At 71.7% G+C, this 13,387-nt stretch carries 19 protein-coding genes; 4 read left to right on the top strand and 15 right to left on the bottom strand.

Going from position 1 to position 13,387, the window contains the following annotated elements:
- Nucleotides 1-432: 432 nt before the first annotated feature.
- Entirely contained in the window at nt 433-669 is a 237-nt protein-coding gene (locus tag ACFXAM_RS09540; protein WP_380289172.1) for a hypothetical protein, read from the bottom strand.
- Nucleotides 670-780: 111 nt separating this feature from the next.
- On the opposite strand from ACFXAM_RS09540, the gene holA reads away from it, so the two are divergent.
- Entirely contained in the window at nt 781-1,782 is a 1,002-nt protein-coding gene (holA, locus tag ACFXAM_RS09535) for a DNA polymerase III subunit delta (protein WP_380289168.1), read from the top strand.
- Between the two features lie 42 nt (nt 1,783-1,824).
- On the opposite strand, the gene ACFXAM_RS09530 is transcribed toward holA, so the two are convergent.
- Nucleotides 1,825-2,454, bottom strand: coding sequence for a hypothetical protein (locus ACFXAM_RS09530; RefSeq protein WP_380289166.1), 630 nt, complete (start codon nt 2,452-2,454; stop codon nt 1,825-1,827).
- A 654-nt stretch (nt 2,455-3,108) separates the two neighbouring features.
- On the opposite strand from ACFXAM_RS09530, the gene ACFXAM_RS09525 reads away from it, so the two are divergent.
- On the top strand, nt 3,109-3,414 hold the full coding sequence (locus tag ACFXAM_RS09525; protein WP_380289164.1) for a hypothetical protein: 306 nt from the start codon (nt 3,109-3,111) through the stop codon (nt 3,412-3,414).
- Entirely contained in the window at nt 3,411-3,794 is a 384-nt protein-coding gene (locus ACFXAM_RS09520; RefSeq protein ID WP_380289162.1) for a DUF6907 domain-containing protein, read from the top strand. The genes ACFXAM_RS09525 and ACFXAM_RS09520 overlap by 4 nt, the downstream gene beginning before the upstream one ends.
- A 970-nt stretch (nt 3,795-4,764) precedes the next feature.
- On the opposite strand, the gene ACFXAM_RS09515 is transcribed toward ACFXAM_RS09520, so the two are convergent.
- The 6 genes from ACFXAM_RS09515 to ACFXAM_RS09490 form a co-directional block, all read right to left on the bottom strand.
- A complete protein-coding gene (locus ACFXAM_RS09515) occupies nt 4,765-5,016 on the bottom strand; it encodes a hypothetical protein (protein ID WP_380289160.1) in 252 nt (83 codons plus the stop codon).
- Between the two features lie 7 nt (nt 5,017-5,023).
- Entirely contained in the window at nt 5,024-5,170 is a 147-nt protein-coding gene (locus ACFXAM_RS09510) for a hypothetical protein (protein WP_380289158.1), read from the bottom strand.
- Between the two features lie 159 nt (nt 5,171-5,329).
- The gene (locus tag ACFXAM_RS09505; protein ID WP_380289156.1) at nt 5,330-5,824 is read right to left on the bottom strand and encodes a hypothetical protein; all 495 of its coding nucleotides are present in this window, start codon (nt 5,822-5,824) and stop codon (nt 5,330-5,332) included.
- Between the two features lie 155 nt (nt 5,825-5,979).
- On the bottom strand, nt 5,980-6,819 hold the full coding sequence (locus ACFXAM_RS09500; RefSeq protein WP_380289154.1) for a helix-turn-helix domain-containing protein: 840 nt from the start codon (nt 6,817-6,819) through the stop codon (nt 5,980-5,982).
- On the bottom strand, nt 6,816-7,355 hold the full coding sequence (locus ACFXAM_RS09495) for a DUF6879 family protein (RefSeq protein ID WP_380289153.1): 540 nt from the start codon (nt 7,353-7,355) through the stop codon (nt 6,816-6,818). The genes ACFXAM_RS09500 and ACFXAM_RS09495 overlap by 4 nt, the downstream gene beginning before the upstream one ends.
- A 3-nt stretch (nt 7,356-7,358) precedes the next feature.
- Nucleotides 7,359-7,559 carry a hypothetical protein gene (locus ACFXAM_RS09490; RefSeq protein WP_380289151.1) on the bottom strand — a complete coding sequence of 67 codons (201 nt, stop codon included), beginning with the start codon at nt 7,557-7,559 and terminating at the stop codon, nt 7,359-7,361.
- A 399-nt stretch (nt 7,560-7,958) separates the two neighbouring features.
- Here ACFXAM_RS09490 and ACFXAM_RS09485 point away from each other — a divergent pair, with 399 nt between their 5' ends.
- Nucleotides 7,959-8,192 carry a DUF2511 domain-containing protein gene (locus tag ACFXAM_RS09485; RefSeq protein WP_380289149.1) on the top strand — a complete coding sequence of 78 codons (234 nt, stop codon included), beginning with the start codon at nt 7,959-7,961 and terminating at the stop codon, nt 8,190-8,192.
- Between the two features lie 462 nt (nt 8,193-8,654).
- On the opposite strand, the gene ACFXAM_RS09480 is transcribed toward ACFXAM_RS09485, so the two are convergent.
- From ACFXAM_RS09480 to ACFXAM_RS09450, 7 genes are all read right to left on the bottom strand, one after another.
- A complete protein-coding gene (locus ACFXAM_RS09480; protein WP_380289147.1) occupies nt 8,655-9,317 on the bottom strand; it encodes a hypothetical protein in 663 nt (220 codons plus the stop codon).
- 12 nt (nt 9,318-9,329) lie between these two features.
- Nucleotides 9,330-9,737, bottom strand: coding sequence for a helix-turn-helix domain-containing protein (locus ACFXAM_RS09475; protein WP_380289145.1), 408 nt, complete (start codon nt 9,735-9,737; stop codon nt 9,330-9,332).
- 150 nt (nt 9,738-9,887) lie between these two features.
- Nucleotides 9,888-10,082 (bottom strand): hypothetical protein, encoded by a 195-nt coding sequence (locus ACFXAM_RS09470; protein ID WP_380289143.1) that lies wholly within the window; start codon nt 10,080-10,082, stop codon nt 9,888-9,890.
- Entirely contained in the window at nt 10,061-11,521 is a 1,461-nt protein-coding gene (locus ACFXAM_RS09465; protein ID WP_380289141.1) for an AAA family ATPase, read from the bottom strand. The genes ACFXAM_RS09470 and ACFXAM_RS09465 overlap by 22 nt, the downstream gene beginning before the upstream one ends.
- Nucleotides 11,518-11,790, bottom strand: a complete 273-nt coding sequence (locus ACFXAM_RS09460) for a hypothetical protein (RefSeq protein WP_380289139.1) — start codon at nt 11,788-11,790, stop codon at nt 11,518-11,520. The genes ACFXAM_RS09465 and ACFXAM_RS09460 overlap by 4 nt, the downstream gene beginning before the upstream one ends.
- 181 nt (nt 11,791-11,971) lie before the next feature.
- Complete coding sequence (locus tag ACFXAM_RS09455) at nt 11,972-12,736, bottom strand: hypothetical protein (RefSeq protein WP_380289137.1); 765 nt, start codon at nt 12,734-12,736, stop codon at nt 11,972-11,974.
- A 124-nt stretch (nt 12,737-12,860) separates the two neighbouring features.
- Complete coding sequence (locus ACFXAM_RS09450) at nt 12,861-13,046, bottom strand: helix-turn-helix transcriptional regulator (protein ID WP_380289135.1); 186 nt, start codon at nt 13,044-13,046, stop codon at nt 12,861-12,863.
- Nucleotides 13,047-13,387: the final 341 nt, after the last annotated feature.

The following is a 13,387-nucleotide window of genomic DNA, read 5'->3' as shown; positions in this document are numbered from 1 at the left end:
CTCCGGGCGAGCCCGGAGCGCGGCGCCAGAAACGTGCACCCAGCAGGGCGAGGGAAGCGCTGAGCGGCCCATCCACCCCCATGCGCAGGAGTAGGAAGTCGGCCGAACCGACTTCCTACTCCAGGCGACCCACGAGCGGACCCGCCGCAACGCCCGGCCCCGAGCAGCGCGCTCGGGGCCGGGCACGTGCAGGAGTGGTGGTGGGCGGGGCGCGGTAGGGCTTGGGCCCGACGGCCGTGGGGCGGAGCCCCGGGGTGTGCGTGCCCGGCCCGAGCGCACAGCTCGGGCCGGGCAGCACCCGGCAGCCACGAACGGAGACGCTCCCGTTGGGCGGGGCGAGGGGAGAGGGCGACGCCGCGCTCCGCGCGGGCACGACGTGCGGCCCGTCGGCCGGAGTGGGATGGCGGCGGGGCCGACTCCCCACTCCGAGGATCAGTGCTCCTCGCGCCAGCCCTCGTGGGAGGTGGCGACGGCGTCGAGGGCAAGGAGCAGAGCCGCGGTCCATCCCGCCTCGGGCGGTTCGACGACCACCAGCCACTGGGCGTCCTCGGCGTCGTCCTCCCCGGCGAGGGCGTCGCGGACGATGTCGAGCTCGCCGAGGTCCGGGTGGTCCGCGCCGAGCTCCTCCGCGGCCTCCTCGGCGGCGTCGCGGTCGGGCAGGACGAGCAGCTGCCGGGCGTGCGGGTCGAACTCGGCCGGCAGGTCGGTGGTGGGGTCTTCGGTCACCCGCCCATTCTCCAGGCACGGAGCTGTCCGTCCCCCATGGGATGCTGGTAGGCGATGGCCAGGAAGAGTGCACCCGACGACCTGCTCGCCCCGCTGACCCTCGCGGTCGGCCAGGAGGAGCTGCTGCTGGACCGCGCGGTCGCCCAGGTGGTGGCCGCGGCGAAGGCCGCCGACCCGGACACCGACGTGCGGGACCTCCCGCCGGGCGGCCTGCAACCGGGCAGCCTGGCCGAGCTGACCACCCCGTCGCTCTTCGCCGAGCGCAAGGTCATCGTGGTCAGGGCCGCCCAGGACCTCTCCGCCGACTCCGTCAAGGAGGTCAAGGCGTACATCGAGGCCCCCGCCGAAGAAGTGATCATGGTCCTGGTGCACGCGGGCGGCGCCAAGGGCAAGGGCCTGCTGGACGCGGGCCGCAAGGCGGGCGGCCGCGAGGTGGCCTGCGCCAAGCTCGCCAAGGCGAGCGAGCGGCTGGCCTTCGTCCGGGGCGAGTTCCGCACGCTCGGCCGCTCGGCGACACCGGAGGCCTGCCAGGCCCTGCTGGACGCGCTCGGCAGCGACCTGCGCGAGCTCGCGGCCGCGTGCAGCCAGCTCACCTCCGACGTCGAGGGCGCCATCGACGAGACCGTGGTGGCCCGCTACTACAGCGGCCGCGCCGAGGCGACCGGCTTCGAGGTGGCGGACCTGGCGGTCACCGGCCGGGCCGCCGAGGCGCTGGAGCGGCTGCGCTGGGCGCTGGCCGTCGGCCAGCCGCCCACCGGCATCACCTACGCCCTGGCCTCCGGCGTGCGCAGCATCGGCCGGCTGGCGTCCGCCGGGCGGAACATGCGCCCGGCGGACCTGGCGCGCGAGCTGGGCATGCCGCCGTGGAAGGTCGAGCGGGTCCGCCAGCAGATGCGCGGCTGGACGGGCGACGCCGTGGCCACCGCCCTGACCGCGATCGCCCAGGCGGACGCTGCCGTCAAGGGCGGCTCCGACGACCCGGCCTTCGCGCTGGAGCGGGCCGTCGTCGCCGTGGCGAGGGCCGCCCGGGCCGGCTCCCGGACACCGTCGTACTGATCCGGCCGGACGGGCGCCCCCGTCACGGCCCGCCATGGCCCGTCAGGCCCCGCCGATCGCCCTGAGCATGTCCCGGGTGTCGTCGAGCATGGCCTTGCGCACGGTCTCGCGGTCCAGCGTGTGGTTCTTGCCGACCTGGTAGTTGTCCGTCCAGTACAGCGAGTACGTCATGGCGCCGTCGCGGACCTGAAGGTAGTAGTTGATGTCGTGGAAGGTCTTGTCCGAGCTGGTCGGCTCGTCGCCGTAGGCGAAGTAGGCCTCCTCGCCGAGGCCCGGAGCGTCGGTGATCTCGTACTTCTGCTGCTCGAAGTAGTGCCGTACGGCGGCGAACTCGGGGACGGAGTCGACGGCCTTGTGCAGTTCGGCCCGGATGTCGAGGGTGGCGTACTCGGGGGTCTCGCTGCCGTCGGGCGTGCGCTTCATCAGGGCGTAGCAGCGCATGACGTCCATGGACTCGCTGCGGCCGGTGTGCTCCAGCGGGTAGTTGTCGACCATCTTGTACTTGCCGCGGAACGCCGTGAGCTTGCCCGCGTCGCAGATCCGGTCGACGGGGTGGTAGCCGCGGACGCTCTTCGCGGCCGAGCCGGAATCGCCGTCGACGATGCCGGGCACCAGCACGACGGTGCCGGTCCAGACCACCGACGCGAGGATCGCGCCGACGAACGCCCACACCGCGTTGCGCCGCAGCCCGCCGCCCCGCCCGCCACCCGCCGCAGGACCACCCGCCGCAGGACCACCGGGCGCGCTGGGCAGGCCGGGCGGCGGCCCGAAGCCGGGAGGACTGTTCGGCGCCGACGGCTGCGACTGCGGTTGCTGAGGGAATCCGGCGAAGCCGGGTCCGCCCTGCGACGGCGGTGGCGATGGCGGTGGCGGCGGTGTCCCCAATGTGTGCCCCCCTCGGGCCCTCGACGCGGGATGCCGGTCACCCGGGACCCTACCGGTCCCACCGGAGACCGGGACAGGCATCCCGGAGGTCCGCCCGCCCGGTGCGGTCGCCCTGCCGCAAACGCGTACTGCCCGGCCGGTGGGGAACCGGCCGGGCAGCTACGGGGAAGGCCGGCGGGCCGGCACTTCCGGTCAATCTGTGTGCACCGCACCCGCGTGGCGAACGCAGGCCGCGTGTGTTAGAGGCACTTCGCTGACCAGCAGAAACAGGCTCCATAGGCCGGTTGACCTGGGGAAACGTATCCCGCGTTATCCCCCGTTGTCCCGGCTCATCTCGGCCTCATGTGTACTGAATGTGTACTGCGAGACGAGACGGCGCCGCCCGGTGTGCGACCATCGGGCGACGCCTGAGCCGGGCTCCTACCAACAAGGAGCCCGACCATGACCCATGACCCTACCCCCGTCCTGCCCGGCCGTCGGAAGCGCTTGCCGGACTACTTCGCCGCCGGCCCGCTGCACCTCATGATGCGGTCCGCCGGCCTCGACGGCACCGACCCGCGGGACGTTCTGCTCGCCGCCGTGTACCGGCTCGCCGCCCGTCTGGAGCGGCGCGTCTCGCCGTGGGACGTCGAGGGCGACGACCTGTTCGGCAACAGCTCCTGGTGCCGGCTCGCCGTCGGCCCGTACAGCGTCCGCCTCGACGCTGCGATCGACCGGGCGAGCGTCCCGCGGGGCGGTGCCCTGTGAGCGCGCGCCGCACCGCGACGGTGAACACCCTCGACCAGGGGCCGGTGACGGTGCCGTGCCCGTCGTGGTGCCTCGGCGTCCACGAGGACGGGCTGCACCTGGTCGACCTCGCCCACGAGGGGCCGGAGACGGCGCTGACCGTGTCCGTGCCCCTCGGCACCGTGCAGCTCCTCGACGCCGGCGTGTGCCAGTACCCGTACAGCAGCAACCTGTCCGACTGCGGTGTGAAGCTGGGGGTGCTGCTCGGCCTGGAGGGATGGCACCGGCTCGACCCCGGCGAGGTGTACGCACTCGCCGATGCGCTGGCCGGCCGGGTGGTCGAGTTGCGGGTCATGGCCCGCAGGCTGGCCGAGCTGCAGCGGGCGGAGGGTGCCCGGTGAGCGGGGCCGTCGGGCGTGGTGTCAGCGTGGCTGACCTCATCGGCGCGGCGCTGGCGGGCCCGTTCGTGTGGCGGACGGCAATGCCCCGGCAGGGCGGGCCGGAGCTCGCCGAGTCAGGGGTGAGTCAGGCTCAACGACCGGTGCCGCGGGGTACGGAGGGCGCGCTGCTGGGGGCTTGGCGGCGGGGGCTGAGCACCCGCTCGGCGGCCGCCCGGTGCGGGGTGAGTCAGTCGACCGCGTCCCGCTACTACCGGCGGTTCGGTGCGGCGGGGGCTTCTTCGGGGACCGCCGAAAAAGCTCCCGACGCTGCGGCCGAGGGCGTGCTGACCGGGCGGTGAACCGTGGGTCTCCCGCCCCCGGTTGGTGCTCCGGGCCGGCGTGGTCCGGAGCACCAAGCAGGTGGCGAGTCAGGGGTCTGACCTGCAATTTTCCCGACTCCGGGAAGAACCGTGCCCGGACGGAAACGGTTGTGAGGGACAGGCTGTCCCTCACAGAGGTCCCGGAAGGACCCGAGTCGGTTGGGGTCTTGAGGGACTTCACAAGCCCAGGCACGGGCGGGCCCGTCAGTAAGGGGGGTGCGTAGTGTGCATTCCCCTTGGCGTCGGTGGTCTTCGCGTCGCCGTGTGAAGCCGATCCCGGGTTCCGTCGCGCCGTCCGACGGAACCCGACCCCGGCCGCGAGGGGTACTCACTCGACGCGTACCCCTCGGGGTGGGGTCGGTCCGGCCGACGGCACCGGTTCCGTCCGTCGGCCGGATGGAACCGGGGTGTCCACGGCCATGGACACCCTCGACGGCATCGATCCCCCGACAGCAAAGGGAGCCCGCGGCCCCTCCCCCACCCTGGCCGGGAAGCACGGTAGGCGGCCGGGTAGGCGCGGTCTAACCTGCGACGACTACCCGCCTACCCGACCGCCTACCGGCTTGCCTACCTGCCCGCCTACCGGCCGGGGGAGGGGCTGCCAGCAGCCGTCAATCGAGGTCGCTGTACGGGTCGTCCCGCGACTTGTTCCGCAGCCCCCACGCCGACCTGACCGCCTTGGAGTGGCGGTGTCCTACCTCGCCGCCGGTGCTCTCGCTCTCGACGGCGAAGCGGGCCATCTCCGCGTGGCCGGCAGCCTCAGCCGCTCGTTCCTCCGCCGAGCCCTTGGCCGGGGTCGAGCCCTTGCCCTTGGCCGGGGTCGAGCCCTTGGACAGCAGTTTGCCTATGAGGTTCTTCGCCATGTCGGTCCTAGGTGTTGGTGGCGAGCAGTAGTGCGATGCCCAGCAGTAGGGCAGTGACGGTGACGGCGTAGGCCGCCGCCCACCGGGCCGGGGCCGGGGGACGGCCACGCGGCCACGTGGCGGCGCGGTAGTCGTCCTGGGTGTCGTCGATCACTGGTGAGCGGCCGCGTGGTGGCGCCGCATGAGGACGCGCGCGTCCGTCGAGGCGCTGGCGTCACGGGCGCGCTCGGCGGCGGAATGCTGCGCGGCAAGGTGCTGGCACGTCGCGCACCGGGCCTTCGGTCTGAGCAGCACGCCGGCTGCGGGGGCGGCGTCAGGAGGCTGCGGCATGTCCGGCCTTCCCCTGGTAGTCGCCGCGGGCCAGCTGTCTGCTGATCCAGGACTGCGCGCTCGCCGCGATGCCCCACCGCAGGACGTGGCCGTCCTCGCGGACCGGCTCGCCCGTCGTGGTGTCTTCGACGTACCAGAGCCCAGGGTTCCGCCCCTGCCGCGGCTGCTGCACCACCCGGTACCGCTCGCTGTACCGCTGCCTGGCGGTCCGGCCGTCACCGCGGCGGACACGGATCATGATCCGGCTGTCCGGGAGGACGACCGGGAAGTCGAGCTGGCCGCCGTCGAGTGCCCCCTCGACCATCTCGGTGGCCCCGGTGCCGAAGAGGCAGCGCAAGGCGGCGTGCTGCTGCTCGCCCAGGTCCAGTTCCCGGACGGCCTGCCACACGGCGGTCAGGGCCGCCGTTGGCGGCAGCGCCACCGGGTCGAGGTGCCCCTCGACGCTGACAGTCCAGTCCTCATCTGCGGTCCAGCCCACTCGTCCTCCCTTGGCCGTGCTGGGGTATCGGCAGACAGGTCGGACCGGGTAGGCGGCCAGCCTGTTGCACCCAGCACGGTAGGGCGGGGTTTCTTGGCAAGGGGGCTGTGTTTCTCGATGTTTCGAGGCGGGTTCTCGGTGCTTCCCGGTGCTTCTCAGGTTGCGCCGAGTGAGTGACGGGCCGCGACGATGATGCGGCGGGCATCGGCGCCCGCGGCGGCCGTCTGCTCGTACATCCCCCAGGCCCGGAGGTAGAGCGCTACGTCCGCCTGGTCGTCGAGGTGCAGCGCGGCGTTGATGGTTTCGACGGTCACGTACGACTGGTCGTGGATCCAGAAGCCGTGCCGCAGCGTCAACGGAAGGTCCGCCGAGAACGGGATGACCCCGATACTGACCGTGTCGAGCCCGACCAATCCGGACAACCGGTCCAACTGGGAGGCGAGCACCCCGGGCGGGCACACCCGGGCTCTCAGAGCCCCTTCCCAGAGGATGAACCGGAAGCGCCGGCCGGGCGCGTACAGCAGTTCCTGGCGGCGCATCCGCTCACGTACGGCGTCGTCCGTGTCCCGGGGCGACTGGTGGAGCGCGGCTGAGGCGAGCAGGACATGCCGGGCATAGTCGGGGGTCTGGAGCATGCCGGGCACGACGTTCGGCTCGTAGGCCCTTACGACCTGGGCGCCGCGCTCCTGAGCCCCGGCTTCCTGCTGGGCTGGCTGGTGGCCGCTGGCCAGGCGGCGACGCCACGACCGGTAATGCGTCTCCAAAGCGGCCAGATCGGATTGCAGGGAACTGGACAGCGCCGGGTGGCCGGTCGCCCCGGCCCACGCGGCGAGGTCGTGGGGAGTGGCGGTCTGGCGGCCGTTCTCCAGCTTGCTGATCTTCGAGTGGGGCCAGCCAAGCTGAGCGGCCAGCGCCCGGCCGGTCAGCCCTGAGTCTCCGCGCAGCTGCTGGAGACGAAGCCCGAGAGCCTCACGGGCCCGCTGGAAGTCGCTCACACCCGGGACGCCACATTGTCGGCGAACTCGGCCCGGGGCACGGCGTAGTGCCGCGCACGGTCGCGAATCTGGCAGGCTTCGAGAACCCTCTCGGGGTCGTCGACCAGTTCGGCGCCGAGGTAGTTGTCGTCCTGGTCGAAGTGCATCTCCAGTAGGTGTTCGGAGTCGAACAGCCAGAAATCGCGCTCCGGAAGGTTGAGGCGCAAGGCGGTCGCTCGCGGCAGGTGCCTGATGTCTTCGCCTGCCTGGACGTTGGCCCAGCCGACGTGCAGCAGGTATGCCTGCCCGTCGGTGATCGGCTCATCGGCGATGCGCACCCGCCCGACGCGCTTGCCGGCCGCGGTCTGCGCCGCGATGCTCTGGCACCACGGGCGGTTCGGGTCGGTCTGCGGGTCCTCGCCGCGCAGCCACCGCTTGAAGCCGTCTCCGGATCGGTCGGAGGCGTAACCGCGGCGGCTCTCCAACCGCCATGCGGTGTGGGCGAACCCGTCGCCGAAGAAGTGGTCGAACTGGTCGTCGCTGATGAACTCGGGCATGGGTCAGGCCTTAGGAGTGAAGCGAGTCAACAGGTCTCGGGGGACGACGACGAAGGTCTCGCCAGGCAGTACGTTCCGCAGCTGGGCGAGGGCTTCGGGATCGGTGAGCTGGTACCCCTGGACGACGATGTCGCCGGTCTCCGTCTCGTACAGCGTCGGGCACTTGCCGTCTTCGCTGGTGCTACCGAGGAACTTGAGCGTCATGGTGTTCTCCCTCTCAGCTGGGGTGAGTCACCAGGATGGCGGGTCAGGGCGGGCGGTGAGGGGGATTCGGCGGATCTGCGTTGCTCTCCGGGCTACGCAGACCTGCGATGAGGTCGAGTTGGCCCGCCAACTCTCAGCCGCTCTACGCTGTCGCCCGATTGGGGAGGAAACATGGATGGTCTGCAGCCGCGCAAAACGCCAACGTATGGACGCGGACAGTGGATTGCTGCTGGCAGCTTCCTCGTTGTGGTGTTCGGCTTCGCCTGGCTTACGGACAGGGACGCCGGGTCAGGGGAGGTATCGGAAGCAAGTCGGCCTGTCGCGTCTTCGAGGCGGGACGCTCCGTCCGGCGCTGCGGTGCCGCCAGCAGCGGCAGCGGGTTCCGCGCACAGTCGTACGGTGTCGCGGGCCTCGCTCACGCCGTGGCCGTTCACCGTCGAGTCGGGCCTGCTGCGTTGCCGGACCGGCCAGCAGGTGACGTTCGAGACCGATGGTGTCGAGTACGGCGTGAATGGGCTCGCTCAGGGCAAGTACCCGAAGCCGCTGGCGATCTGGGCCGATGACCTGAACCTGGGGCACGGGCTGAAGGTGGACATCAGCGCGGTGATCGAGGCCGGCCGGGCGCTCTGCTGAGGGCCTGGACACGCAGATGCGCGCCTGGCCGCTGGGGTGGTGGCCGGGCGCGGTGTCGGTCGGGTTTCCCGGTAGGTCAGGCCTTCGTGCCTTCTTCAATCGTTGCTTGCGCACTCTGTGTGCGGGCCCGGGTCGCGCGCAGCCGACAGGACTCACTGCACCACTTCCGTGGCCGGCCCTGGTGCTTCTGGACCGGTAGCGGCCCGCCGCAATGCCCGCAGGTGAGCGCTGGCGACCGGTAGGCCGTCCGGAACCCGGCCACCATGACTCTGATCAACGCCATCTAGTGTCCTTCCGTCGTACGACTCTCAAACCCCCAGGCCCGTACACACAGCCAGCACCTATACGCGTAGCGGGGAAGGGGCCGGGGGGAGGGGGTGCCCCCACCCCTGCGAGCGGGTGCTCGGGCCTGGGGCGCGGCCCCTGCCTCAGGGCGGTGGGCAGGGACCGGCTGTGCTGGGGTCAGCTGTCGAGCTGGGTGGCCGCGAGGGTGTCGAGCTGGTAGTCGGTGAGGTTGCTGATCGGGCCCGGCCGGGGGACGGCGTAGGTCATGGCCGCAGTGAGCTTGTTGACGGGGTCGTCCACGTTGGGGAGGTCCCGCAGGGCGGCGATGGTGGCCGCGGCGTCGGGTCGGCCGTTGGTCCACTGCTCGACGATGTCCCACCACCACATGTCGGCGGCGTGGGCGGCGATGGCCTGGGCGAGGTGCTGGTCTCCGCTGCGGTCGGCGCGCTGGAGGAGGCGGCCAGCCTCGACGGGGTCGGTGAGCTTGGCGGCGCGGTCGGCGGCGTCGCGCCGGCTGATGGCGGCGGTGGGGTCGAGGTCGGTGGTGGAGCCGAACAGCTTGCGTTCCAGCGTGGTCCGCTGGTTGCGGGTGTTGTCCTCGGCCTGCTGGCGGAGTTGGGCGGCGTGGTCGCGGGCGGTGGTGTAGGCCTTGGCGAGGGCGATGCGCTTGGCTTCGTCGCTGAGGGTGCGGCTGTTGGTGATGCGGGCGGTTTCGGCGGCGAGGGTCTGGTGGAGGGTGGTCATGTCGGTGGTGGTGTAGCGGCGGCCGGTGACGGTCCACTGGCCGCCGGCGTAGGTGCCGACGAGGGTGGGGTCGTCGGCGAAGGGGTTGGTGGTCAAGGTGGTGTCCTTTCAGGCGGCGCGGGCTGCGCGGTAGTGCTGGAGGTCTTCGAGGGCGATGCGCCATCGGCCGTCGATCTGGCGGGCGGGCAGGGCGCCGGTTTCGCAGGCGAGGCGGATGGTGCGGGGTGCGAGGCCGAGGTGGTCGGCTGCGGCTGTGGTTCCCAACCACTTTGGGAGGGGTGCCGGTTGTTGCCGTTGTGGTGTGCCGGTGGCGGCAGTGCGCCAGGCGAGGGCGGCGGTGCGGAGGGCGACGAGGACGGCGTCGAGTTCGGGGTCGGATCCGCGGTGTTGGATGCGGAGTTGGGCGAGGTCGGCGTGGCGGTCGAGCCAGGCGGCGATGCGTGCGGGGATGAGGACGACGGGTCCGTCGAGGCCGTGGATGTAGGCGGCGGGGGTGCGGGGGGTGGGTTCAGGCACGGCCCACCCGTTCGTGGCAGGGGGCGACGCTGACGGCGTCGAGGACCATCACGGTGTTCTCCAAGGGGGCTGGTCGGCCCGGGGGCGCGTGGGGTGCGCCCCCGGGAGTTGTTGCTCAGACGGAGATGACTGGCTGGGCTGCCGGGGCGGTTAGGCGGCGTCGGGGGGTTCCGGTTCGTCTGCCGGACGCTGGTCGGGCTGGTCGAGGCGGGCGAGCTTGAGGTGGTGGCGTGCCGCGAGGCCGGCCTGCCGGGCGGCGTCGAGGCGGGCGCGCCGGGCGGCGTTGGCGGCACGGCGCCGGGCGGCCTCGGCGATGAGGTCGGTCACGCGGTCGTCGGCGGGCATGGGGGTGTCTCCTCGGTGTCGCACGTGGGGTGGGTGGTCTCTCCGGTCGCGGCGTGGACCGGGTCGAGGGGGAACCGGCAGACGTCGCAGGGCGCGGCGTTCCCGCTCACACTCGGCTCCGTGCTGGGCGAAGGCGCCAACCCCCGAGGCCCTGGCACCTTCGGCGCCTTCGTGCCACCTTCGCCGTGGTCGGTGACGTTGAGTGATGCGTCGGAGAGGTGGGGCCCATTCCCGCCCTCATTCCCGCCATTCCCGCCAACCCCCACGGCCTGGCGGGAATGGCGGGACTGTGGCGGGAATGGGGAAGGGGAGTCACCATCCGTAGCGGGCAGCCGCCACACCGCGCCCTGCCCGAAACCCCGTCGGACGGTGCTGGCGCCGATCTTCTTCTTGGCGCGCTCAAGGGTGCGCTCGGCGATGTCGTCGGCGGCCGCGGACTTCTTGATGTCCTTCACCAGAGCCTCGCCGCCGTTGTCGGTGAGGTAGTCCCGCAGCCATGTGGCCGCCTCATCCCGCTCGGTGACGTCGCCTCGGTCGCCAGAGGCGGCGAGGGTGTCCTCGACGCTGCGCTCGGCGATGCCGGTCCACTCCAGCCGGCCGACGTTGGCCACGCCCTTCGGCGTGTGGATGTCGGTGCCCTCGATGCGGTAGCCGAGCGAGGGCAGGTCGAGCAGCCGGCCGAGGCTGTTCTTCGTCTGCGTCATGACCTGCTGTTCGCCTTCGGGGTCGCGGGCGAACGCGATGATGGCGCGGGCAAGGTCCTTGAACGCGCCCGATCCTGAGATGAGTTGGGAGGCGTCGGATCCGGATGCCTTGTTGAAGTGGGCGATGCCCAGCGTCAGCGCCTTCGTGCGCTCGGCCATGCGCACCAGGGGTTCGAGCGCCTGGCGCACGTCCTGCGTGCGGTGAGCGTCGGTGCCGCTGCCGAGGGTGGACATGAGCGGGTCCACGATCAGCGCGGCGGCACCATACTCGGCGATGGCCTGCTCGATGAGCTCCACGTCGAGGGGCAGCGAGATCATGGTCTCGCCGCGCAGGATGTCCTGCGCCTCGACCCGGTAGACGTAGTTCAGGTCGGCGCCAGCCGCCATCAGCCGGGGAACCAGGGTGCGGGACCATGAGTCCTCGACCGCGGCGTAGAAGACGGTGCGGGGCTTGCCGAAGAACGAGCCGGGCAGCTTGCCGAGTGAGAGCTGGGCGGCAAGCCAGATGCCGAACGAGGACTTGCCGGTGCCCTCCCGGCCGGCGGCGAGGGTGAGCGCTCCGGCGGGGATGCGGCCCTCGCCCTGTTCGGGCTCCCATGCCCAGATGACGGGCTCGGGCTCGATGGCGGAGGCCGGGGTCAGCACCAGGCGGCGGGTCGACTCGCCGGGCGCCGGACTGTCGGTGTCGGTGGACGGGCCGTACCTCTCCCAGATGTTCTGCTCGAAGTCGGTCACGCGGCGATCTCCAGGGGGGTGAGGTACTGCCCGGGGCAGCCGGGAATGGCGATGGGCGGCCAGCCCGGGGTGGGGCGAAGCTGTCGTGGAGGGGGGAAGCGGCGCCGCTCGTCCTGCTCGGCGACGGTCGGCATGCCGGCCATGGCGCGTAGGCGGGCCCGGATCGGCTCCCATGCGGCGGCTTCGGCGGCGTCCATCGCGTCGGTCCAGCGTTGGAACAGGTGGTGTTCGAGGTGGCGGACGAACGCGTCGACGAGGGTGGGGTTCATGTCCACGGCCGCCCCCAGTGGCGGGGGTGGCCGAACAGGTGGTGCAGTTCCCACAGTTGCCAGCCGGCGGCCGCGAGTCGCCGTACCTCGGCGCGGGTCTCGCGGAGAGTCAGCCTGTGGAGGATCCGGGGGGAGGCCCCGGCCGCTGAAGCGGCCGGGGCACCCGCGGTGGTGCGGTGGTTCACTTGCCGGCCGCCTCGATGGTGTCGGCGTCGTGCTCGATCGCGGCGGCCAGGCGCCGCAGCTGCTCGGCGAACGCGCGGGCGTCGCGGGCGGACAGCTCGACGCGGGCCGGGAACGTCTCGACCTCGATGTGCGGGGCCCGGCCGGCGTTGATCTCGAACCACGAGCCGATGACGTGGCGGCCGTCGGCGTCGTCGGCGTGGTGCGCGGTGCCGAAGTGGTTGACGTTCGGGCCCTCGAAGTCGGGGTCGGGCAGGTGGCTGTTGAGGCAGCCCGGGATGATGCACTCGGCCTTGCTGCCGGGCAGGTGGATCGGCTGTCCGGAGTCGACCGGGTCGTTGTACTGGCGCCAGGCGAGGATGCGGATCACGCGGTCGCGCTCGGCGTCGTCCTGGCCGCGCGGGAGGAGAAGGAACGGGCGGCCGTCGATCGGCTGCAGCATGCCGGTGTAGGTGGTGCGGACGGTGGCCGGCAGTTCGGCGCGGTCGATCTCCTGCATGTCGAGGCCGACGCGGTCGAGCAGGGCGTCCGTGGGCAGGTAGCGGGCCACGTCGGGGGTGAGGGGGCCGCCGTCGAGGGCGCGGAGCGTTTCGGCGACGACGCGGACGGTGGCGCGGGGGTCGGGGGTGGCGGCGACGAGCGCCATCATGTCCTCGGCGGTCGGCCGCGGCTCGCGGGTGGCGTCAACGAGCGCCATCAGGCCGTCGCTGGCGGGAGCGTGGTCGGTGGCGATCACGTCACGCCGGGCGGTACGGTGCTTCACAGCGTTCTCCTTCGTGAGGTCGTCGCCCCGGGTCGCTGGCGAGCGAATGTGCCCGGGGCTTCGTCGTGTGGGAGTGCGTTAGGCCCTTGCTGGGATTGCCGTCCTGGTAGGGGCCGTTCGCGTCTCAGGCCGCGATGGTGTGGCCGTCGAGCCACTGCTCGACGTCGGTGCGGCGGTAGCGGATACGTCTACCGCGGCCGGTGGAGAGCTTTCGGTACCTCGGTCCCAAGCCGAGGTACCGCCAGTTCCGTAGCGTCTTCGGGCTGAAGCCCGTGAGCTTCGCGGCTTCAGCTTCGGTCAGGTAGTCCATCACTCACGCCTCCATTTGTCGAGTTTTTCTCGACAAGGGCTTGCATCATCGCGGGACAGTCCGTGATGATGTGGAGCGTAGCCGGGACAATGCCGGTCCGCAAGATTCTGTGCTTTGTCGAGGTTTCCTCGACTGCTAGCGTCAGGATCATGACGACGGGACGTATTGAGGTGGGACCGAGCGGGCGCACTGTCGCCGCGAACGTGAAGCGACTGAGAGAGGCGCGGGGGCTTACCCTCCGGGCGCTCTCTGCATCGCTGAAAGAGCAAGGGCGTCCGCTAAGCGCAGATGCTCTGAACAAGATCGAGAATGGGGCTAGCGAGGAACCGAGGGCCGTTCGG

The sequence above is a fragment of the Kitasatospora sp. NPDC059462 genome (assembly GCF_042749955.1).
Taxonomy (GTDB): domain Bacteria; phylum Actinomycetota; class Actinomycetes; order Streptomycetales; family Streptomycetaceae; genus Kitasatospora.
Note: the sequence above shows the minus strand (reverse complement) of the source record. Positions and strands in the feature narration are given on the sequence as shown.